The following is a 20,539-nucleotide window of genomic DNA, read 5'->3' on the forward strand; positions in this document are numbered from 1 at the left end:
TTTGCTCGTGCGCTTCTGTGGGGGCTGGCTTGCCAGCGATGGCGGCCTGACAGCCGACCTGTTTTTTGCCGATGTACGCAATTAACTTTAGGAGCCAGCCTGCTGGCGATGAGGCCCGCACAGCCTCCCAATCTCTCTTTCCAAACTGTGGGAGGTCAAGATCAAAAGCTGCAGCCGAGCTAACGCTCATCCTGTTGAGTGGTGAGAAGCGAGGCGGGATGAGGTGCGCGCGTTTTGCTCGTGCGCTTCTGTGGGGGCTGGCTTGCCAGCGATGGCGGCCTGACAGCCGACCTGTTTTTTGCCGATGTACGCAATTAACTTTAGGAGCCAGCCTGCTGGCGATGAGGCCCGCACAGTCACCCAGTCTCTATCTGCATACACCCAGTCAAAATTGTGGGAGCTGGCTTGCCAGCGATGACGGCCCGCCAGCCGACCAATCTCTAACAGATTGCTCACGATCCAACTGTAGGAGTGAGCCTGCTCGCGAAGGCGCCTGACAGCCGACCTGTTTTTTGCCGATGTACGCAATTAACTGTAGGAGCCAGCCTGCTGGCGATGAGGCCCGCCCAGCCTCCCAATCTCTATCTGCATACACCCAATGAAAATTGTGGGAGCTGGCTTGCCAGCGATGGCGGCCTGACAGCCGACCAGTCTCTAGCAGACTGCTCACGATCCAACTGTAGGAGTGAGCCTCGATCAAGTCGATCCGCAACAATGGCGCCCACAAAAAAGCCCGCTGAGCCGGTGGAGGTCAGCGGGCTTTTTGTCGTTCGGGGTTTACAGCGTCCCGAACACTTTCTTCGCCAGGCTGGTCGCGGCAGCGGCCGGGTTCTGGCGGATGGTTTCTTCCTGTTTGCCGATCATTTCGAACAGGCCATTGAGCGCTTGTTCGGTGACGTAGTTTTCAACGTTGGCGCTCTTGGCGTCGACGACGCCGAAGGTGGCGGCCTGGCCGGCGAAGGCGTTGTATTTCTGGGCCACGCCGACTTTGTCAGTGGCTTGTTTGACGATCGGCAGGAATTTGGCGCGGATCTGTTCGCGACTGGATTTGTCCAGGTATTGAGTGGCCGAATCTTTGCCGCCGCTGAGGATGCCTTTGGCGTCAGCCACGCTCATTTTTTTCACGGCGTCGATCAGGATGGGCTGAGCCTGGGTCACGGCGGATTCGGCGGCCTTGTTCATGGCGGTTTCCAGTTCTTCGACCTGGGCACCCATGCCGAAGGCTTTCATTTTGCTGGCGGCTTTGCCGAGTTTGCCCGGCAATTCGATCTTCACGTCCGGGTTATTGCTGAACCCACCCGGGGTGCCGAGTTGTTTGACGGCGATTTGCGCGCCTTGAGCCAGCGCATCCTTGAGGCCGCCGGCGGCGTCTTGTTGCGACAGGTCGGTAAGCGACAGTGCCATCGCGTTGGCGCAGATCATCAGGCCTGCGCACAGGCCGGCGAAGCGAAGGGTAGGGCGGAGCATGGCGGCTTCCTTGTTGCAGAAAATGAATTAACGAACAGCGTCGACGCGGATTTTCAGCGGTTGCGGGTCGTTGCCGTCGAGTTGCACGGCGTGGTTTTCGGTGGTGATGAACATCAGCTCGCCGTTGACTTCAATGCGCGCGCTGACTGAGTAACGGTGGCCGGGTTTGACCTGGGCCGGATCGTAGCTCAAGTGGAACGGCAACGGAACCTGGCCTTTGACCGGGCCTTTTTGTTCATCGAGGACCACCGCCGGTGCATCGGCCAGCGACACGTCTTGCAGGCTCACGCTCAGGGTCGCGCTCGGTGGCAGGGCGATGCGTTGCAGGTAGAACACTTCGCCGTCGAGGCCGACTTTGCCGGCGGGGGTGGTCGACTGGCAGGCGCTGAGCAGGGCAGCGGCAGCGAGAACGGTGAGTTTTTTCATGGTAAATCTCCTTTCAATGTGGGGGGCGGGCTTGCTCGCGAAGGCGGTTCAACATCCCTGTTGTCTGCCCCACCGCGAGCCGGCTCTCCCCTACAGGTATTGCATCAGGCTTCGGACTGGCTGGTCGGTTGGTCTGCTGCATCTTCACTGCGGTGCAACGCCACCTGGCGGATCGACAAGCGAATCTCCGCTGGCAGCACGCGTTTGGCCGCGCCTTCGGCCAGTTCGCCGAGCAGTTCGTGATAGCTCAGTTTGCCGGCTTCGTCGCGACGAAGAACGTCGAGGTCGAGCAGGGTCTGGATGAAGTGGCGGAACAGGCTCTTGTCGAAGAATTCCGGAGCGTTGAGGCCGTGCAGGATCGACAGGCGCTGGGCCATGACCGTGCAGAGGTCTTCCAGCTCTTCGGCACTGATGCTGTTCTGGCCGGCGTTGAGCAGCAACGACACCGTCATGTAGAAGCGTTGCAACGTCTGCGCGATGCTTTTCGACAGCAAGGTCAGCAGCACGAAATGCCGCGAACTCGGTGCCGGTCGCAAGTACAGCTCTTTCTCGAAGCGCAGCAGCCCCTGTTCGACGAACGCTTCCAGCCACTGATCGACGACCCCGTCGAGTTCGTCCAGCGTCCAGCGAATGAACAGCTCCGATTGCAGGTACGGATACAGCGCGCGGGTGTAGCGCAGGATCTGTTCGCGACTCATGCGTGACGTGCTTTGGAAAAAGCTCGCCAGCAGTGCCGGCAGGGCGAAGATGTGCAGCACGTTGTTGCGGTAGTAGGTCATCAGGACGGCGTTCTGCTCGTCCAGGTAGAGAATTTTGCCCAGGGCGTCGTTCTGCTCGGACAGCAGATCCATGTCCTTCACGTGCTCGATCAATGCGCGGCCATCGCCTTCCGGCAAGGTCGTGTGTGGCGAGTACGGCACCTTGCGCAACAGGGCCAGGTACAGATCCAGCACCCGCGCCATCGCGCGATCATCCAGCGCCAGGCGGGTGGTCGACAACAATGCCAGCGCCACCAGATTGACCGGGTTGATCGCCGCCGCTTCGTTCAAGTGTTGCGCGACTTTGTCGCCGAGGCGGTTGGTGGTTTCGTTAAGCCATGCCGGTTTGTACTGCGGACCGAGTTCCTGCTGGCGCCAGCCCGGCTGTTCGCTGTCGAGGAATTCCGCGAGTTTGATCGGTTCGCCGAAGTTCACCGCTACCTGGCCGAAACGTTGCTTGAGCGCGCCGATGACTTTGAAAATGTCGAAGATCGATTCTTTCTTCTTGCTCGCGCCACGCAGTTCTCCGAGGTAGGTACGACCTTCCAGCACGCGCTCGTAACCGATGTACACCGGCACGAAGACGATCGGCATCCGCGACGAACGCAGGAAGCTGCGCATCGTGATGGCGAGCATGCCGGTCTTCGGTTGCAACATGCGCCCGGTGCGTGAGCGGCCACCTTCGACGAAGTACTCGACCGGGAAACCTTTGGTGAACAGGGTGTGCAGGTATTCGTTGAACACCGAGGTGTACAGCGGATTGCCCTTGAACGTGCGGCGCATGAAGAACGCGCCGCCACGGCGCAGCAGGCTGCCGATCACCGGCATGTTCAGGTTGATCCCGGCGGCGATGTGCGGAGGGGTCAGGCCGTTGCGGAACAGCAAGTACGACAGCAGCAGATAGTCGATGTGGCTGCGGTGGCACGGCACGTAGATCACTTCGTGACCCTGGGCGACCTTCTGCACGCCTTCGATGTGGTTGACCTTGATGCCGTCGTAGATCTTGTTCCAGAACCAGCTCAGCACCACTTCGAGGAAGCGGATCGCGGTGTAGGTGTAGTCCGAGGCGATCTCGTTGCCGTAGCGCAGGGCCTGGGCCTTGGCTTTTTCCAGGGAGATGTTCTCGCGCTCGGCCTCTTCGACGATCGCTTGCCTGACCAGTGGCTGGTTGAGCAGGCCTTTGACGAGGTTACGGCGGTGGGAAATGTCCGGGCCGATGACGGCGGCTTTCAGATTGCGGAAGTGCACGCGCAGGATGCGCTGAGCCATGCGCACCGTGCGTTCGTGGCCCTTGTTATGTTCGATCAGTTCGCGCAGGTGGATCGGCGCCGAGAACTGCACGCGGGTCTTGCGGCCAAGGACGATGATGCTCAGCAGGCGACGCAGGCGCCCGGTCACGGCCCAGCTGTCGGCAAACAGCAACTTCCACGGACTGTTTTCGCTGTCCGGTGACTGGCCCCAGAACACGCTGACCGGAATGATCTGTGCGTCTTCGGCGGCATTCTGGGTCAGGGCGCTGACCAGACGGGTCAGGGTTGGCGGTGCGCCGCGTTTATCCTGGCGACCGAGCCAGTCGGGGTCCGGCGTCAGATAGAAAAACGCCGCCGGCTCGATCAGCGAACCGACCGACACCGGCAGCACCGGACGCGGCAGGCCAGCCTTGGTGCACTCGGTGTCGACCACGGCCAGATCGGTCAGTGAAGGGTTTTGCAGGACGTAGAACACCGGACGACTGCGGTCGAGGTTGAGGGTGAACGACGACTGGTTGATCGTCTCGGATCGCACCCATAGATACAACAGTCGGCGCAAGGTGCCAAACACAAGACGGCGGAACGGGGAACGGGTCATACGGCTTCTGCGTGAGTTGATAAACCGAGCGTTTGCTCGGGAGGTCGACAGTTTGCCGTATTCACCGAAAATCGGCAAAAAAGCGGCGAAGTAATCTCCTGTTGAGACTTTTCGCACCTGTCATATACTCGGCGGTCTGTCGCCGGGGCCCTTTTATGGACGTCGGACGCAGGCTGACGTTCCGCGAAGGCTTTCCTGCGAAAAGCCTGTTCAATAATAAAAAAGGAGTATGAACAGATGGCAACACGTGAAACCGGCAATGTGAAGTGGTTCAACGACGCCAAGGGCTACGGCTTTATTCAGCGCGAAGACGGGGTGGACGTGTTCGTGCACTACCGCGCGATTCGCGGCGAAGGGCACCGGTCGCTGACTGAAGGCCAGCAGGTTGAATACGCAGTGATTACTGGCGAGAAGGGTTTGCAGGCTGAGGATGTAGTCGGCTTGTAACAGCGGTTTCAAGCTGCAAGCCACAAGCTACAAGCTACAAGCCGTTCAGCTTGAGACTTGCAGCTTGCAGCTCGTAACTTGCAGCTGCTGTTAAGCAGTTTTCCAGGTGATCTCTTCTTCACCATCGGCGCTGATGCGAATCCAGCGATCCGCCGTCTCTTCACCTTCTTCTTCAACCCACGTTCCTGGCGCGCAACGCACCTCCACGTTCAACGCGGCAAAGGCGGCGCGGGCGCAGGCGATGTCGTCGTCCCATGGGGTCGCATCGCTTTCCAGGTACAGGCTGTTCCACTTGCCCACGGCTTTCGGCAGCCAGGTCACCGGGATGTTGCCGGCCTTGCATTTGTAAGTCTGGCCTTTCTGTACCCAGTCGCTGCACGGGCCCAGCGCGGCGCCGAGCCAGGCGGAAATGGCCTTGTGGTCGACGTCGGCGTCTTTCAGGTAAATCTCGATATCCGGTTGGCGCATGGATGTCCTCACTGCGGGTCTGAAAAATCCATTCGCGGATTTAGCCGGCCCCGGGCACTCGCCCGAGACCAAAAGTTATTGAAGAACGAAATAATCGTAGCGCATCGACACGGTGGTCACGAACGGCTCGGCCTGTTCGATCACCGCTGCACGACGCTCGGCACTGGCGCGCCAGCCGTGAGGTGTCATTGCCAGCAGGTTGGCGCGATCCTCGGGCTTGTCCAGCGTCAGTTTGAATTCCAGGGTTTCGCTGTGCGCCAGCGCCATGCCTTCGGGCACCAGGGCCAGATGCTTGTCGTCGGTGTATTCGCGCACTTCGTCGTACAGCCGTTCGCGCAGTTCCATCAGATGGCCGCTGGTCGGGCCGACCTTCATCAGGCCGCCGCCGACACTGAGCAGGCGCTTGGCCTCTTCCCAGTCCAGCGGGCTGAAAACGCTGGCGAGAAACTGGCAACTGCCCGACGCCAACGGCACGCGGGCCATGCTGGCGATCAACCAGGTCAGGGCCGGGTTGCGCTTGCAGGCGCGTTTGACGGCTTCGCGGGAGATGTCCAGCGCGTAGCCATCTGCGTTCGGCAAAGCCTCGGCGATCTGTGCGGTGTAGTAACCCTCGCCACAACCGATATCGACCCAGCGATCCGGGGCGTAACTCGCCGCCAGTTCGGCCAGGCGTTTGGCCACCGGCGCATAATGCCCGGCATTCAAGAAGTCGCGGCGCGCCTCGACCATGGCCTGGTTGTCGCCGGGATCGCGGCTGTTTTTGTGCTGCACCGGCAACAGGTTCAGATAACCCTGACGCGCACGGTCGAAGCGGTGGCCGGCAGGGCAGACCACGCCGTTGTCCACGCTGTTCAGCGGTTCACTGCAGATCGGGCACGCGAGCATCAGGCGAGCAACTTGATCAGGGTCTGGTAGTAGATCTCGGTCAGTACGTCGAGATCGGCTGCCAGCACGCGCTCGTTGACCTGGTGAATGGTCGCGTTGACCGGGCCCAGCTCAACCACCTGGGTGCCCATGGTCGCGATGAAACGGCCATCGGACGTACCGCCACTGGTGGACGCCTTGGTCTCGCGGCCAGTGATGTCGCGGATGCTCGACGACACCGCGTCGAGCAGCGCGCCCGGCTCGGTGAGGAACGGCAGGCCGGACAGCGCCCAGTCGATGTGCCAGTCCAGACCGTGTTTGTCGAGGATGTCGGCCACGCGCTTCTGCAGGCCTTCGACGGTCGATTCGGTGGAAAAGCGGAAGTTGAACACCGCCACCAGATCGCCCGGGATCACGTTGGTCGCGCCGGTGCCGGAGTTGACGTTGGAAATCTGGAAGCTGGTCGGCGGGAAGAAATCGTTGCCGTGATCCCAGTGCTCGGCGGCCAGTTCGGCCAGCGCCGGGGCGGCGAGGTGGATCGGGTTCTTCGCCAGATGCGGGTAGGCCACATGGCCCTGAACACCGCGAACAGTGAGCTTGGCACCGAGGGAGCCGCGCCGACCGTTTTTCACCACGTCGCCGACCAGGGTAGTGCTCGATGGTTCGCCGACGATGCACCAGTCCAGACGTTCGTTGCGCGCTGCCAGACGTTCCACCACCGCCTTGGTGCCGTGGTGCGCCGGGCCTTCCTCGTCGCTGGTGATCAGGAACGCGACCTTGCCTTTGTGGTTCGGGTAGTCGGCGACGAAGCGCTCGGCGGCCACGGTCATCGACGCCAGGCTGCCTTTCATGTCCGCTGCGCCACGGCCGCAGAGCATGCCGTGTTCATCAATGACGGCGTTGAACGGGTCGATCTGCCAGGCGCTCACCGGACCGGTCGGCACCACGTCGGTGTGGCCGGCGAAGCACAGCACCGGGCCTTCGTCGTTGCCGTGGGTGGCCCAGAAGTTATCCACATCCTCGATGCGCATCGGCTCCAGGGTGAAACCGGCATCGCCCAGGCGCTGCATCATCTGCTTCTGGCAATCGGCGTCGACTGGCGTCACGGACGGGCGGCGGATCAGGTCGATGGCGAGTTGGAGGGTCGGCGAAAGGTCGGCGTGGGCCGTCATGGAAAACTCCGGGATCATGAATTTGAGCGAGGGCCAATGTGGGAGCGAGCTTGCTCGCGAAAGCGGTGTATCAGGCAACATAAGGGTTGAATGTTACAAAGCCTTCGCGAGCAAGCTCGCTCCCACAGGGATTGGGTTCGGTCAGTTACACCGCGTATCACGCCAAGCCCCGCAAAATGGCGGTTATCTTAAAGCAAAACGGCGACCATTGGCCGCCGTTTAGTGCTTCGTCGAGGAATTAGACGACAGGCGCCGGCTCAGGCGCCGCCGAAGGTTTCGGCAGCGACGAGAGGAACGCCATGATCAGTGCAGCGACGTAAGGCAGCGACTGCACCAGCAGCATCGCCACCCAGAAGCGCATGTCGTTGCTCGGAATGCCTTGCACCAGGTAGATCCCCAGCGCCGCGCCCCACAGCAGCAACATGATGAACAGCTCTTCCCGTGCTTCGGAAATCGCCACCCAGAAGCCATGGTTGTCGGCGTTTTTCGGTGTGCGGAAGAACGGAATGCTGCTGGTGAAAAAGCCGTACAGCACCGCTTTGGCGATGGTGTGCGACAACGCCAGCCCGGCCAGTGCCGCGCAGAACGCATCCTTGAGGTTCACGCCGACGGCGCGACGGTACAGGAAGATGATCTTGCCGACCTTGAACACGAACAGCGCCAACGGCGGGATCGCGAAAATCAGCAGCGGCGGATCGACCCGTTGCGGCACGATGATCATCGCCGCCGACCACAACAGCGCGCCGACGGTGAAGAAGATGTTCATGCCGTCCGCGACCCACGGCAACCAGCCCGCAAGGAAGTGGTAACGCTGACCACGGGTCAGTTCGGTGTCCTTGCCGCGCAACAGGCTGCCGGTGTGGCGTTTGATGATCTGGATCGCGCCGTAAGCCCAGCGGAAACGCTGTTTCTTGAAGTCGATGAAGGTATCCGGCATCAGGCCCTTGCCGTAACTGTCGTGGTAATACGCCGCCGACAGGCCTTTTTCGAACACGCGCAGACCCAGTTCGGCGTCTTCACAGATGCACCAGTCGGCCCAGCCCAGTTCTTCCAGAACCGAGCGGCGGGTCATGGTCATGGTGCCGTGCTGGATAATCGCGTCACGGTCGTTGCGGGTGACCATGCCGATGTGGAAGAAGCCTTTGTATTCGGCGTAGCAGAGCTTCTTGAAGGTGCTTTCGTTCTGGTCGCGGTAATCCTGCGGCGACTGCACCACGGCGATTTTCGGATCGGCGAAGTGCGGCACCATGTGCTTGAGCCAGTTCGGGTGCACGCAGTAGTCGGAGTCGATCACCGCGATCACTTCGGCGTCCTTGGCGGTGTGCGGAATCAGGTAGTTCAGCGCGCCGCCCTTGAACCCGGCCAAGGGTGAGACGTGGAAGAACTTGAAGCGCGGCCCCAGGGTTTCACAGTAGTCGCGCACCGGCTCCCAGACGGCGGGGTCTTTGGTGTTGTTGTCGATGATCAGGACTTCATAGTCCGGATAATCGAGGGCAGCCAAGGCATCGAGGGTCTGTTTGACCATGTCTGGCGGCTCGTTGTAGCAGGGCACGTGAATCGAGACTTTCGGTCGATAGTCCGAATCACCGATCACCGGCAGGAATTCGCGTCGCCGCTTGTGAATCCACACCGCTTCGGCCAGTTCATGGGCCTCGGTGAGCAGCACGATAAATACCCCGAGCGCACCCAGCGCCAAGAGGAAACCCACGGTCAGACTGAACCAGGTGCTGTATTGCTGGCTGTAGTCGTAGCCGATCCACACCAGCACCGAACCGCAGAGAAACGCGATAAAGGTCAGGAAGGTACGGCCGCGCTGACGCAGGGCCGAACCGTCGATCATCAGCAGGGTCAGCGACAGCAGCGCCAGCACCACCGAACCGATGGCCAGTACGCGCCATTGCGGGATCGCCACCACCGGGCCTTCGAAGTTGAACTTCTGCTGACGCGCGGCATTGAATACGCCCCAGTAGGCGCCCACCGAACCTTCGTCACTGGCCTTCCATGGCTGGTCGAAGGCTTCGATCACGAAGTAGTTGAAGCCCTGACGGTTAAGTTTGTTGACCAGCGTGCGCAGGTAAATCGCCTGATCCGCCGGCGACGCATCGGCGCCACCGCGCATGCGACCGTTGCTCGGCCAGCCGACCTCGGACAGCAGCAGCGGTTTTTTCGGGAACAGCTTTTTCAGGTCGCGGGCGCGGTCGAAGACGAACTGCCCGGCCTTGTCCACGGGAATGAATTCCCAGTAGGGCAGGACGTGCGCCGCGATCAGGTCGACGTGCTTGGCCAGCTCCGGGTGTTCTTCCCAGACGTGCCATTGCTCGGAGGTGGTCACCGGCACCTTGACGGCCGCCCGCACGCGATCAAGCAGCACGCTCAGTTGTTCTGCGGTGATTTCCTTGCGGAAGATCGCTTCGTTGCCGACCACCACGCGAACCACGCTGCGCGAAGTGTTCGCCAGTTCGATGGCACGCTGGATTTCCCGCTCGTTGCGTTCCTGGTCGGGGCTGATCCAGATCCCCAGCGTCACGCGCAGACCGAACTCTTCCGCCAGTTTCGGGATGTCCTGCAGCGAACCGTCGACCGAGTAGATGCGGATGTTGTCCGTCAGCTTGCTCATGATCTCCAGGTCGCGGCGCATTTCATCGTCAGTCGGATACTGATCCTTCTGTGGGAATTGTCCCTGTTGGAATGGCGAATAGGAGAAACCGGAAATCTGCTCCGGCCAGTTGGGCGCGGAGACCGGGCGGTTGATCAGCGCCCAGAAACCGGTGAACAGGGCGGCGATTGCCAGAACCACCACCAGGTTGAGACCAAATTTACGCGATGACATAGCTATTTCGGGTTCCAAAGGCTGTGGAACGAAGGAACGGATCGGCTTACGCCAAAAGGGCGCGAATCCTACACCGGCACTCCACTAGTCGTACACCAGACAAGGAAATGCCGGATATTGGGCATCCGACTTTGACTTAAGTTCTTACACTTTTAGCTCGAAGGTTAAAACTTGTCGCTGCGTAGCCCTATAATGCGCGCCGGTTTTTGGGGTAATGGTCATGAGTACAGAAGATCCACGGTTTGCAGGCATCGCCCGTTTGTATGGCATCGAGGGTCTCGAGCGCCTGCGCGCGGCCCATGTGGCGATCGTTGGCGTCGGTGGCGTCGGCTCCTGGGCGGCGGAAGCCATGGCCCGCTGTGGTGTCGGCGAGATTTCGCTGTTCGACCTCGACGACGTCTGCGTCAGCAACGCCAACCGGCAGTTGCATGCGCTGGACAGCACCGTTGGCAAACCCAAGGTCGAAGTGATGGCCGAGCGCCTGCGCGGGATCAACCCGGACTGCACGGTGCACGCCGTGGCCGATTTCGTCACCCGCGAGACCATGGCCGAATACATCACGCCGAACATTGACTGCGTGATCGACTGCATCGACGCGGTCAACGCCAAGGCTGCGCTGATTGCCTGGTGCAAGCGGCGCAAGATCCAGATCATCACCACCGGCGGTGCGGGCGGGCAGATTGATCCGACGTTGATTCAGGTGTGCGACCTGAACCGTACGTTCAACGATCCACTGGCTTCAAAAGTGCGTTCGACCTTGCGTCGCGACTACGGCTTCTCGCGCACCGTGACCCGCCATTACAGCGTGCCGTGCGTGTTCTCCACCGAACAGCTGCGCTATCCGAAACCGGACGGCAGTATCTGTTTGCAGAAGAGTTTTGTCGGCGATGGCGTGAAGCTCGACTGCGCCGGCGGGTTTGGCGCGGTGATGATGGTGACGGCGACATTCGGCATGGTCGCGGCGACCAAGGCGGTGGACAAGATTGTGGCGGGTGTCCGGCGCCCGGCGGATCGGCTCAAGCCTCAGGTTTGATGTCGGGGCTTATGGCCTCATCGCTGGCAAGCCAGCTCCCACAGGTATTTGGTTGGTTCACTGCATTTGTGAAGACCATAGAGCCCTATGGCAGCTGGCTTGCCAGCGATGGCGATTAACCTGCCAACTCATTCATCCGCTGCAGTACGGCATTGAGACCATTACTGCGCGAAGGCGAGAGTTGCCGCGAAAGCCCCAGTTCGTTGAACCAGTCCGGCAGATCCACTTGCTGCAATTCAGCAGCGCTCAGACCATTGACCCGCAACAGCAACAACGCCACCAACCCGCGAATCATCCGCGCATCACTACTTGCCGAAAACTGCCAGTGGCCGTCATTCAGCGAGCCCAGCAACCACACCTGGCTTTCACAACCATGCACGCGGTTAGCGTCGTTTTTATCTGCATCGTCCAGCGGTGGCAGGCGATCGCCAAACTGCATCAGCAACCGCGCACGCTGTTCCCAACCGGCGGCATTCTGAAAAGTGTGCAGCGCTTCGGCAGCGGCGGGCGGCAGACTCATCGCAACAACTCCAGCGCCTGATCCAGCGCTTCGAAGAAGCGTTCCAGATCCTCGGAATCGTTGTACAACGCCAGCGAAACACGAATCGCCCCGGCCAGCTCCAGGCTTTTCAGCAACGGCATGGCGCAGTGATGCCCGGCGCGCACGGCGATGCCTTGCTCGGTCAGCAGGTGCGCCAGATCGGCGTTGTGCACGCCTTCGACGACAAAACTGGCCAACGCCAGTTGCGGCTTGCCCAGCAGACGGATGCCATTGCGAGCGTGCAGGCCCTTGAGCAGATAGTCATGCAGCGCCGCTTCGTGCGCGGACACTGCGTCCTGGTCCAGGCCGGCCAGGTAGTCGAGGGTCGCACCGAGGCCGATCACGCTGGCGATCGGCGGCGTACCCGCCTCGAAACCCAGCGGAGCAGGGCGAAAACGTGAATCGTGATAATTGGCTTCCAGCACCATTTCGCCGCCGAACTGCCAGGGCTTCAGTTGCTCAAGCGCCTTGTTGCGCCCGAACAGCACGCCGAGGCCATCGGGGCCGTACAGCTTGTGGCTGGAAAACACATAGAAGTCACAACCCAGCGCCTGCACGTCGTGGCGACCGTGCACCACACCTTGCGCGCCATCGACCACGGTCAGGGCGTTCTGTGCCTTGGCCATGCCCAATAGCGCTGGCAATGGCTGCCAGGCACCGAGCACATTGGATAACTGACTGACCGCCAGCAAACGTGTACGCGGCCCGATCAGATGCACGGCGGCCGTGAGGTCGATCAAACCGGCGTCATCCAGCGGCAGGATCACCAGTTTCAGGTCGCGCCGCTGCGCCAGTTGCTGCCACGGCAGCAGGTTGGCGTGATGCTCCAGGGCGCTGATGACAATTTCATCGCCCGGGTGGAAAAGATGTTCCAGGCCATAGGCCAGGAGATTCAGCGCACTGGTGGCGCCGTGAGTGAAGATGATCTGCCCGCTGTCACCGGCATTCAGCCACTGGGCCACCTTGAGCCGACTGTCTTCGAACGCCTGCGTCGCGTGAGCGCCGGGCAGGTGCTGCGCACGATGCACATTGGCCGCGCCGTTGGCGTAGTAATGCGTCAGTGCGTCAAGCAGGGCTTGCGGTTTTTGCGTGGTGGCGGCGTTGTCCAGATAGGTCTGGTCTTGCCGTTGCAGGGCGGCGATGGCCGGAAAGTCGGAGCGCCAGGGGGAGGGAATCATCATTTGTTCAGCCCTGTGAACTTGGGCGGGATGTACACAAGACACTGTGGGAGCGAGCCTGCTCGCGAAGGCGTTCTTGAATACGCCAAAAGCTTCGCGAGCAAGCTCGCTCCCACAGGAGGTCGATGTGCTGCTTAGTTGTGAGCGTGCAGCGCTTCGTTCAGCTCGATTGCCGATTTGTGGGTTTTGCACTCCACGGCACCGGTTTCCGAGTTGCGACGGAACAGCAGGTCAGTCTGACCGGCCAGTTCACGCGCCTTCACCACCTTGACCAGGTTGTTGTGCTCGTCCAGCAGTGCCACCTTGGTGCCGGCGGTCACGTACAGGCCCGACTCGACGGTGTTGCGGTCGCCCAACGGGATACCGATACCGGCGTTGGCACCGATCAGGCAGCCTTCGCCGACCTTGATCACGATGTTGCCGCCACCCGACAGGGTGCCCATGGTCGAGCAGCCGCCGCCCAGATCCGAACCCTTGCCGACGAACACGCCAGCGGACACGCGGCCTTCGATCATGCCCGGGCCTTCGGTGCCGGCGTTGAAGTTGATGAAGCCTTCGTGCATCACGGTGGTGCCTTCGCCCACGTAGGCACCCAGGCGCAGACGCGCGGCGTCAGCGATGCGCACGCCGGCCGGAACCACGTAGTCGGTCATTTTCGGGAACTTGTCCACCGAGAACACTTCCAGCAGCTCGCCGCGCAGGCGGGCTTCGAGTTGCATCTCGGCCAGTTCGCTCAGGTCGATCGCGCCCTGGCTGGTCCAGGCGACGTTCGGCAGCAGCGGGAAGATCCCGGCCAGGCTCACGCCGTGCGGCTTGACCAGACGGTGGGACAGCAGGTGCAGCTTGAGGTAGGCCTCAGGTGTCGAGGTCAGCTGCGCGTCTTCTGCCAGCAGGGTGGCGACCAGTGGCTTGTGGCTCTCGGCCAGACGGGTCAGCAGCTTGCCTTGCACGGCGTCGATGCCTTTGACCGCTTCGGCCAGTTGCGCAGCCTGCGCGGTGGTGAAGGCGATGGCCTGGTTGCCTTCGGTGTAGCCGAGGATCGGCGCAACAGCGGCGACCAGTTCGGCCGACGGGTTGAGCAGTGGCTGGGCGTAAAACACTTCCAGCCACGCGCCTTGACGGTTCTGAGTGCCGACACCAAAGGCGATGCTGAACAGGGATTTGGACATGTGAATACCTCTAGCAATAAGTGACGGGCTGCTTACTGGAGTGCAGCCGCGTAGATGTCTGGCTTGAAGCCAATCAGGGTTCGGTCACCGAGATCGAGCACCGGGCGCTTGATCATCGAGGGTTGAGCGAGCATCAGTTCGATGGCTTTCGACTGGTCGAGATCGGCTTTACGTTCGTCGTCGAGTTTGCGAAAGGTCGTGCCTGCACGGTTCAACACCGTTTGCCAGCCGTGCTCGTCACACCATTGGGTCAGGTGCTCACGGTCGATACCGGCGGTTTTGTAATCATGAAAGTCGTAGCTGACAGCGTGTTCATCGAGCCAGGTGCGCGCCTTCTTCATGGTGTCGCAGGCTTTGATGCCGAAAAGGTGCAACGTTTTACTTGAAACGGTCAAGGAATCGCCCCCTTTACAGGTGCTGGAGAAAAATGGTGTCGGATTATGCCATGACCAAACCGGTTCGCGGCGCCTCAGGTCGATTTGGCAATGCAAAACCCTGTGGGAGCGAGCTTGCTCGCGAAGCGGCCGTGTCAGTCAAAATCTCTGTTAATGGCACACCGTGTTCGCGAGCAAGCTCGCTCCCACATTGGTGCGGCGTGTACGCGTGCGACATAGGTGCAAACGCCAGACGCATCCTAAGCGGCTAATATGGCAGTTCAACGCTGTCGATCGTCTGAGATTTCCGCTTTATGCAAACCGCTTATACCGTCCTGATCCTGCTGATGCTGGTCAGCGTTTCGCGTCTGGTCGGACGGGTCATCCCGCTGCCGCTTCCTCTGGTGCAAATCGCCGCTGGCGCCTTGCTCGCCTGGCCGACCCTCGGTCTGCACGTGGCCCTTGATCCCGAATTGTTCCTGTTTCTATTCCTGCCGCCATTGTTGTTCTCCGACGGCTGGCGCATGCCCAAGCGCGAGTTCTGGCAGTTGCGCGGGCCGATTCTGACCCTGGCGGTCGGACTCGTTCTGTTCACCGTGGTCGGAGCGGGTTACTTCATTCACTGGCTGCTGCCGACGATTCCGCTGCCGGTGGCTTTCGCCCTGGCCGCCGTGCTGTCGCCGACGGATGCGGTGGCCGTCTCGGCGATTTCGCAGAACCGCTTGCCGACGCCACTGATGCACATGTTGCAGGGCGAGGCGCTGATGAACGACGCGTCAGGCCTGGTGACATTCAAGTTCGCCCTCGCTGCCGCAGTGACCGGGGTATTTTCGCTGGCCAATGCCAGCCTGACGTTTGTACTGGTGGCGGTTGGTGGCCTGGCGGTGGGCGTCGCGCTGAGCTGGCTGGTCGGGCGCTTGCGTGCGTGGATGATCGCTCGCGGCTGGGATGATCCGGCCACCCACGTGGTGTTCATGTTACTGCTGCCTTTCGCGGCGTATGTGCTGGCCGAGCGGTTGGGCGCTTCCGGCATTCTTTCGGCGGTGGCGGCGGGGATGATGCAGAGCTGGCTCGATCTGTTGCCACGCCAGACCAGCACCCGCTTGCTCAATCGCAGCGTCTGGTCATTGCTGGAGTTTGCCTTCAACGGTTTGATCTTCCTGCTGCTGGGCCTGCAATTGCCAGACATCATCAAAGCCGTGGTCAGCCACGAGCCGACGTTGTGGCCGACGCTGTTCTATCGCTGCCTTGATGTCGTGGCGATTTTCCTCGCGCTGGTGTTGCTGCGGTTTATCTGGGTGCAGAGTATCTGGCGCTTGTCGGTGTTGCTGCGACGTTTGCGCGGCAAGGGCGAGCTGACACAAGTGCCGACCGCGCGCTCCTGCTGGCTGCTGACCGTCGGAGGGGTGCGAGGTGCGGTGACACTGGCGGGTGTGATGTCGGTGCCGATGTTGATGGGTAGCGAGGCGTTCCCCGAGCGTGACCTGCTGATCTTCATCGCCGCCGGGGTAATTCTGCTGTCGCTGATCTCGGCATGTATCGCGCTGCCACTGTTGCTGCGGGGCATCGAAAAAAGCCCGGACGACAAGCGGCGCCAGGAAGTGCGCGATGCCTGGCGCAAGACTGCCGAGGCGGCGATCCATGCGCTGGAAACCGAAGAGGTCGCCCCGCAGGACGCCGCTCAGGCGGCACTCTCGGCGGAACTGAAAGCGCGGATCATGTCCGAGTATCGCCATCAACTTGAGGTCTTCAACGATTCCGCCGAAGCCCAGGCGCTGGCGTTTCAGATGGATCTGCTGGAGCGCCGGCTGCGTTTGAAGGCCCTACGGGCGCAGCGCCTCGAACTGTATAGCCTCAGTCGGCAGCATCAGATTGGCGATGACGTGTTGCGGGAGGTCTTGGGTGAGCTGGATTTGAGTGAGGCGAATCTGGGGCAGGTCAAATAGCCTGCGGAGTTGCCCGCGCCAGAGCGTCTGGCGCGGGCAATCGGATGCTTACTTGTGCCGTGTGATGAAGGCGCGAATACGTTCCGCCGCTTCGACGCATTCAGCCAGTGGCGCAACCAGTGCCATGCGCACGCGACCGGCACCCGGGTTGACACCGTCTACGTCGCGGGACAGGTAGGAGCCGGGCACCACGGTCACGTGTTCTTCGGCAAACAGCTCCCGGCAAAACACCGCGTCATCACCTTGCACGTTTGGCCACAGGTAGAAACTGCCATCCGGACGCTGCACATCCATCACCGGGCTGAGGATTGCCAGGACCGCGTCGAACTTCTCGCGGTACAGCGCACGGTTGGCGCGCACGTGCACTTCGTCGTTCCACGCGGCCACGCTGGCCAGTTGCGTTTGCACCGGCATCGCACAGCCGTGGTAGGTGCGATACAGCAGGAAGCCCTTGAGGATGTCGGCATCACCGGCAACAAATCCCGAGCGCAGGCCCGGCAGGTTGGAGCGCTTGGACAGGCTGTGAAACACCACGCAGCGCTTGAAATCCTTGCGGCCCAGTTCGACGCAGGCGCTGAGCAGGCCCGGCGGTGGCGTCTGTTCGTCGAAGTACAGTTCGCTGTAGCACTCGTCGGCAGCGATGACGAAGTCGTATTCGTCGGCCAGAGCGATCAGTTTTTTCAGCACATCGACCGGAATCAGTGCGCCGGTCGGGTTGCCCGGCGAGCACAGGAACAGGATCTGACAGCGTTTCCAGATCTCTGGCGATACCGCGTCGAAGTCCGGGTTGAAGCCATTCTCGTCCAGGCATGGCAGGTAGTGCGGCTTGGCGCCGGCGAGAAACGCCGCGCCCTCGTAGATCTGATAGAACGGGTTCGGGCTGACCACGAGTGCGTCATCGCCACGGTTGACCACGGTCTGGGTGAAGGCGAACAACGCTTCACGGGTACCGTTGACCGGCAGCACATTACGCGCCGGGTCAATCCAGCCGCTCGGCACGCCGAAACGACGCTCGCACCAGCCAGCGATGGCTTCGCGCAGGGCCGGGATGCCGAGGGTGGTCGGGTATACCGCCATCTGATCCAGACTGTTGGCCAGCGCTTCGGCGACAAAACTTGGCGAGCGATGTTTCGGCTCGCCGATCGACAGGGCGATCGGGCGCTTGTTCGGGTTTGGCGTGACGGTACCGAGCAAAGCGCGGAGCTTTTCGAACGGGTACGGCTGGAGCTGGTTCAGAGCGTTGTTCATTGGTGCAGGGTCTCGTGCAAAGCGTTTGAATTGGAGGGCGCCATCAAATACTGATGCGTGAAAGTTTGATATCCGGTTCCTGATTGACGCTCAACTGCTCAACGATCGCATCCTGCAAACGGCTGCACAGCAGCGGATCGGACAGCGGCTGGTTGTGCGCGTCGGTGATGAAGAACACGTCTTCCACCCGCTCGCCCAAGGTCGCAATCTTGGCGTTCTGCAGCGACAGGTCGAACTCGAGGAAAATCCCGCCGATGCGTGCCAGCAAACCTGGCCGGTCAGGCGCGGTCAATTCCAGCACGGTCACCGGGCGTTGGGCGTCGTTATGGATCGTCACCTGCGGTGCAAAGGCGAAGTGCTTGAGCTGGCGCGGGACCCGGCGCTGAATGATCGTCGGGTAGTCGTCCGGATTGCGCAGGGCTTCGGTGAGGCCTTCGCGTATCTGCTTGATCCGCGCCGGGTTGTCACCGATGGATTCCCCGTCGTTGTCGAGCACAATGTAGGTATCGAGGGTGAACTGGCTGCTGGACGTGATGACCCGGGCGTCGTGAATGTTCAGGTTGAGCTGGTCCATTGCCGCCACGGTCACAGCGAAGAAGTCGTGTTGGTCCGGGGCATAAATGAAGATCTGCGTACCGCCCTCGAATTCGCGCTGGGTGGTTTCCTTGATCAGTACCAGCGGCCCGCCATCGGCCGGCTGCTGCAGGATCGCATCGCTGTGCCAGGCCACGTCGCCGGCGGTGTGCCGCAGGAAATAGTCATCGCCCAGCTGCGCCCACAATTGCTCGACGTCGTCCGGATCGGTGCCGCCGCGCACCAGAATATCCAGCGCAGCGCTTTGGGTCTGGCGGATCTGTTCTTCACGATCCACCGGGTTCTCCAGGCCGCGACGCAAGGCGCGCTTGGTCTCGGTGTAGAGCTGGCGCAACAGGCTGGCGCGCCATGAATTCCACAGGGTCGGGTTGGTCGCGTTGATGTCGGCCACGGTCAGCACGTACAGGTAGTCGAGGCGGGTTTCGTCGCCGACGGCCTGAGCGAAATCGTGGATCACCTGCGGGTCGGACAAATCCTTGCGCTGGGCAGTGGTCGACATCACCAGATGGTTTTGCACCAGCCAGACAATCAGGCGGCTGTCCCACACCGGCAATTGATGGCGCTGGCAGAACGCCTCGGCATCGACCGCGCCGATCTCCGAGTGATCACCATGCCGGCCCTTGCCGATGTCGTGGTACAGCCCCGCCATGTAAATGAGTTCGGGCTTGGGCAGCTTGGCCATGAGCTTGGCGGCCAGCGGGAATTTTTCCGACACCTGGGTGTACTGCAACTTACGCAGATGTTTGATCAGGTTCAGGGTGTGCGCATCAACCGTATAGATGTGGAACAGGTCGTGCTGCATCTGCCCGACGATAAAGCCGAACTCCGGCAGGTAACGCCCGAGAATGCCGTAACGGTTCATCCGCCGCAGATTGCGGTGGATGCCGATCTTGCACTTGAACAGCTCGATGAACAGGCTGGTATTGCGGATGTCGTTGCGGAAATTGTCGTCGATCAGGTGACGGTTCTCCCGCAGCAGGCGAATGGTGTCTGCCCGTACGCCTTTGATTTCCGGCTGCTGGGCCATCAGCACAAAAATCTCGAGCATGGCGAACGGCGTGCGGCGGAACACGTTGTCGTTGCGTGCTTCGATATAGCCGTCATGCAGTTGGAAGCGCGAATTGATTGGCTGCGGCGGTGCTTCATCTTCGGGGGCGAGGATGACTTCCTCGAAATGCTGGATGATCAGGTCGCTGAGTTGAGCGATGCTCATCACGACGCGGAAATACTGTTGCATGAAGTTTTCGACGGCCTGCTTGGCGTCGTCACCTTCAAACCCCAGCAACCCGGCGATGGTGCGCTGATGATCGAACAGCAGGCGGTCTTCGGCGCGACCGGCGAGCATGTGCAGGGCGTAGCGCACCTTCCAGAGAAATTCCTGGGAGGAGGCCAGCAGTGCGTTTTCACTCTCGACCAGAAAGCCTTCGCCGGCCAGGGCGCGCAGGTTGAGGGTGCCGTATTGACGACGGGCCACCCACAGAATCGTCTGGATATCCCGCAGGCCGCCCGGCGAGCCTTTGACGTTGGGTTCCAGGTTGTATTCGGTGTCGTTGTATTTGTGGTGACGGGCCTTCTGTTCGGCGCGCTTGGCCAGGAAGAACTCCTTGGCCGGCCACATGTGCGCAGTGCTGGTGACGTCGAGCATGCGCTGGCGCAGATGCTCGGGGCCGCAGATGGTGCGGCTTTCCATGAGGTTGGTGACCACCGTCAGGTCAGCACGGGCCTCTTCGGCACACTCGTCGACCGAGCGAACGCTCTGACCTACTTCCAGGCCGATGTCCCACAGCAAGGTCAGAAAACGCTCAATGGAATCACGGAAAACTTCGTGATCGGCGCTGTCCAGCAGGATCAGCAAGTCGATGTCGGAGTAGGGATGCAACTCCCCCCGGCCATAACCGCCGACCGCAACCAGCGCGATGTCGGCGTCCTCGCTCCAGTTGAACTGCTCCCAGGCCTTTTGCAGGATATTGTCGACGAACCAGGCGCGGTCTTCGATCAGCCTGCGGATATCGCGGCCACTGCGAAAACGCGCGTCGAGCACTTCGCGTGCCTGGCGGATCGCCTTTTTGAACGCCGCGATAGGACTCGCTTTCAGAGCCAGTTCTGCCTGGAACTGGCCGCGGTCGAAGAGTTCGGGATCCACCTGCGGCATCGGTTGGCTTTCCTTCTATATAAG

Annotated in this window: 16 protein-coding genes; 3 read left to right on the plus strand and 13 right to left on the minus strand. The window is 61.2% G+C overall.

The window, feature by feature from the left end; all coding sequences use genetic code 11:
- Positions 1 to 777: 777 nt before the first annotated feature.
- From PseuLF5_RS07490 to plsB, 3 genes are all read right to left on the minus strand, one after another.
- On the minus strand, positions 778 to 1,467 hold the full coding sequence (locus tag PseuLF5_RS07490) for a DUF4197 domain-containing protein (RefSeq protein ID WP_123465050.1): 690 nt from the start codon (positions 1,465 to 1,467) through the stop codon (positions 778 to 780).
- 27 nt (positions 1,468 to 1,494) lie between these two features.
- Positions 1,495 to 1,893 carry a YbaY family lipoprotein gene (locus PseuLF5_RS07495; protein WP_123465052.1) on the minus strand — a complete coding sequence of 133 codons (399 nt, stop codon included), beginning with the start codon at positions 1,891 to 1,893 and terminating at the stop codon, positions 1,495 to 1,497.
- 104 nt (positions 1,894 to 1,997) lie between these two features.
- Entirely contained in the window at positions 1,998 to 4,499 is a 2,502-nt protein-coding gene (gene plsB / locus PseuLF5_RS07500; RefSeq protein ID WP_186745105.1) for a glycerol-3-phosphate 1-O-acyltransferase PlsB, read from the minus strand.
- A gap of 237 nt (positions 4,500 to 4,736) precedes the next feature.
- Here plsB and PseuLF5_RS07505 point away from each other — a divergent pair, with 237 nt between their 5' ends.
- The gene (locus PseuLF5_RS07505; protein WP_007908870.1) at positions 4,737 to 4,946 is read left to right on the plus strand and encodes a cold-shock protein; all 210 of its coding nucleotides are present in this window, start codon (positions 4,737 to 4,739) and stop codon (positions 4,944 to 4,946) included.
- Positions 4,947 to 5,036: 90 nt separating this feature from the next.
- Here PseuLF5_RS07505 and PseuLF5_RS07510 read toward each other — a convergent pair whose 3' ends face one another.
- The 4 genes from PseuLF5_RS07510 to PseuLF5_RS07525 all read right to left on the minus strand — a co-directional run bounded on the left by PseuLF5_RS07510 (position 5,037) and on the right by PseuLF5_RS07525 (position 10,280).
- Positions 5,037 to 5,414 carry a hypothetical protein gene (locus tag PseuLF5_RS07510; RefSeq protein WP_039769649.1) on the minus strand — a complete coding sequence of 126 codons (378 nt, stop codon included), beginning with the start codon at positions 5,412 to 5,414 and terminating at the stop codon, positions 5,037 to 5,039.
- A gap of 75 nt (positions 5,415 to 5,489) precedes the next feature.
- Positions 5,490 to 6,299, minus strand: coding sequence for a putative RNA methyltransferase (locus tag PseuLF5_RS07515; RefSeq protein WP_123465056.1), 810 nt, complete (start codon positions 6,297 to 6,299; stop codon positions 5,490 to 5,492).
- Positions 6,299 to 7,450, minus strand: a complete 1,152-nt coding sequence (gene dapE / locus PseuLF5_RS07520; protein ID WP_123465058.1) for a succinyl-diaminopimelate desuccinylase — start codon at positions 7,448 to 7,450, stop codon at positions 6,299 to 6,301. Before dapE ends, PseuLF5_RS07515 begins: the two co-directional genes overlap by 1 nt.
- A 238-nt stretch (positions 7,451 to 7,688) precedes the next feature.
- Positions 7,689 to 10,280: a glycosyltransferase gene (locus PseuLF5_RS07525; protein WP_123465060.1), complete on the minus strand. Its 2,592-nt coding sequence runs from the start codon at positions 10,278 to 10,280 to the stop codon at positions 7,689 to 7,691.
- A gap of 220 nt (positions 10,281 to 10,500) precedes the next feature.
- Here PseuLF5_RS07525 and tcdA point away from each other — a divergent pair, with 220 nt between their 5' ends.
- Positions 10,501 to 11,313 carry a tRNA cyclic N6-threonylcarbamoyladenosine(37) synthase TcdA gene (gene tcdA / locus PseuLF5_RS07530; protein WP_371921385.1) on the plus strand — a complete coding sequence of 271 codons (813 nt, stop codon included), beginning with the start codon at positions 10,501 to 10,503 and terminating at the stop codon, positions 11,311 to 11,313.
- A 115-nt stretch (positions 11,314 to 11,428) separates the two neighbouring features.
- Here the strand turns inward: tcdA and PseuLF5_RS07535 are convergent, their stop codons facing one another.
- The 4 genes from PseuLF5_RS07535 to PseuLF5_RS07550 form a co-directional block, all read right to left on the minus strand.
- The gene (locus PseuLF5_RS07535; protein WP_123465064.1) at positions 11,429 to 11,833 is read right to left on the minus strand and encodes a SufE family protein; all 405 of its coding nucleotides are present in this window, start codon (positions 11,831 to 11,833) and stop codon (positions 11,429 to 11,431) included.
- Positions 11,830 to 13,035: an aminotransferase class V-fold PLP-dependent enzyme gene (locus PseuLF5_RS07540; RefSeq protein WP_340133304.1), complete on the minus strand. Its 1,206-nt coding sequence runs from the start codon at positions 13,033 to 13,035 to the stop codon at positions 11,830 to 11,832. The genes PseuLF5_RS07535 and PseuLF5_RS07540 overlap by 4 nt, the downstream gene beginning before the upstream one ends.
- A gap of 131 nt (positions 13,036 to 13,166) precedes the next feature.
- Entirely contained in the window at positions 13,167 to 14,201 is a 1,035-nt protein-coding gene (gene dapD / locus PseuLF5_RS07545) for a 2,3,4,5-tetrahydropyridine-2,6-dicarboxylate N-succinyltransferase (protein ID WP_123465068.1), read from the minus strand.
- A 32-nt stretch (positions 14,202 to 14,233) separates the two neighbouring features.
- Positions 14,234 to 14,596 (minus strand): ArsC family reductase, encoded by a 363-nt coding sequence (locus tag PseuLF5_RS07550; RefSeq protein WP_123465070.1) that lies wholly within the window; start codon positions 14,594 to 14,596, stop codon positions 14,234 to 14,236.
- 293 nt (positions 14,597 to 14,889) lie between these two features.
- Between PseuLF5_RS07550 and PseuLF5_RS07555 the strand changes: the two genes are divergently transcribed.
- Positions 14,890 to 16,521 (plus strand): Na+/H+ antiporter, encoded by a 1,632-nt coding sequence (locus tag PseuLF5_RS07555; protein WP_123465072.1) that lies wholly within the window; start codon positions 14,890 to 14,892, stop codon positions 16,519 to 16,521.
- A 48-nt stretch (positions 16,522 to 16,569) separates the two neighbouring features.
- Here the strand turns inward: PseuLF5_RS07555 and dapC are convergent, their stop codons facing one another.
- Both dapC and PseuLF5_RS07565 read right to left on the minus strand, forming a co-directional pair.
- The gene (gene dapC, locus PseuLF5_RS07560) at positions 16,570 to 17,769 is read right to left on the minus strand and encodes a succinyldiaminopimelate transaminase (protein WP_340133305.1); all 1,200 of its coding nucleotides are present in this window, start codon (positions 17,767 to 17,769) and stop codon (positions 16,570 to 16,572) included.
- 43 nt (positions 17,770 to 17,812) lie between these two features.
- The gene (locus PseuLF5_RS07565; RefSeq protein WP_123465076.1) at positions 17,813 to 20,515 is read right to left on the minus strand and encodes a [protein-PII] uridylyltransferase; all 2,703 of its coding nucleotides are present in this window, start codon (positions 20,513 to 20,515) and stop codon (positions 17,813 to 17,815) included.
- Positions 20,516 to 20,539: the final 24 nt, after the last annotated feature.

This window comes from Pseudomonas sp. LF-5, assembly GCF_037626295.1.
In the GTDB taxonomy this organism is placed as follows: Bacteria; Pseudomonadota; Gammaproteobacteria; order Pseudomonadales; family Pseudomonadaceae; genus Aquipseudomonas; species Aquipseudomonas monsensis.

Bases quoted from the DNA above. Each gene is read 5' to 3' on its own strand.
- PseuLF5_RS07490 (WP_123465050.1), bottom strand. From the start codon at position 1,467: ATGCTCCGCCCTACCCTTCGCTTCGCCGGCCTGTGCGCAGGCCTGATG.
- PseuLF5_RS07495 (WP_123465052.1), bottom strand. From the start codon at position 1,893: ATGAAAAAACTCACCGTTCTCGCTGCCGCTGCCCTGCTCAGCGCCTGC.
- plsB (WP_186745105.1), bottom strand. From the start codon at position 4,499: ATGACCCGTTCCCCGTTCCGCCGTCTTGTGTTTGGCACCTTGCGCCGA.
- PseuLF5_RS07505 (WP_007908870.1), top strand. From the start codon at position 4,737: ATGGCAACACGTGAAACCGGCAATGTGAAGTGGTTCAACGACGCCAAG.
- PseuLF5_RS07510 (WP_039769649.1), bottom strand. From the start codon at position 5,414: ATGCGCCAACCGGATATCGAGATTTACCTGAAAGACGCCGACGTCGAC.
- PseuLF5_RS07515 (WP_123465056.1), bottom strand. From the start codon at position 6,299: ATGCTCGCGTGCCCGATCTGCAGTGAACCGCTGAACAGCGTGGACAAC.
- dapE (WP_123465058.1), bottom strand. From the start codon at position 7,450: ATGACGGCCCACGCCGACCTTTCGCCGACCCTCCAACTCGCCATCGAC.
- PseuLF5_RS07525 (WP_123465060.1), bottom strand. From the start codon at position 10,280: ATGTCATCGCGTAAATTTGGTCTCAACCTGGTGGTGGTTCTGGCAATC.
- tcdA (WP_371921385.1), top strand. From the start codon at position 10,501: ATGAGTACAGAAGATCCACGGTTTGCAGGCATCGCCCGTTTGTATGGC.
- PseuLF5_RS07535 (WP_123465064.1), bottom strand. From the start codon at position 11,833: ATGAGTCTGCCGCCCGCCGCTGCCGAAGCGCTGCACACTTTTCAGAAT.
- PseuLF5_RS07540 (WP_340133304.1), bottom strand. From the start codon at position 13,035: ATGATGATTCCCTCCCCCTGGCGCTCCGACTTTCCGGCCATCGCCGCC.
- dapD (WP_123465068.1), bottom strand. From the start codon at position 14,201: ATGTCCAAATCCCTGTTCAGCATCGCCTTTGGTGTCGGCACTCAGAAC.
- PseuLF5_RS07555 (WP_123465072.1), top strand. From the start codon at position 14,890: ATGCAAACCGCTTATACCGTCCTGATCCTGCTGATGCTGGTCAGCGTT.
- dapC (WP_340133305.1), bottom strand. From the start codon at position 17,769: ATGAACAACGCTCTGAACCAGCTCCAGCCGTACCCGTTCGAAAAGCTC.
- PseuLF5_RS07565 (WP_123465076.1), bottom strand. From the start codon at position 20,515: ATGCCGCAGGTGGATCCCGAACTCTTCGACCGCGGCCAGTTCCAGGCA.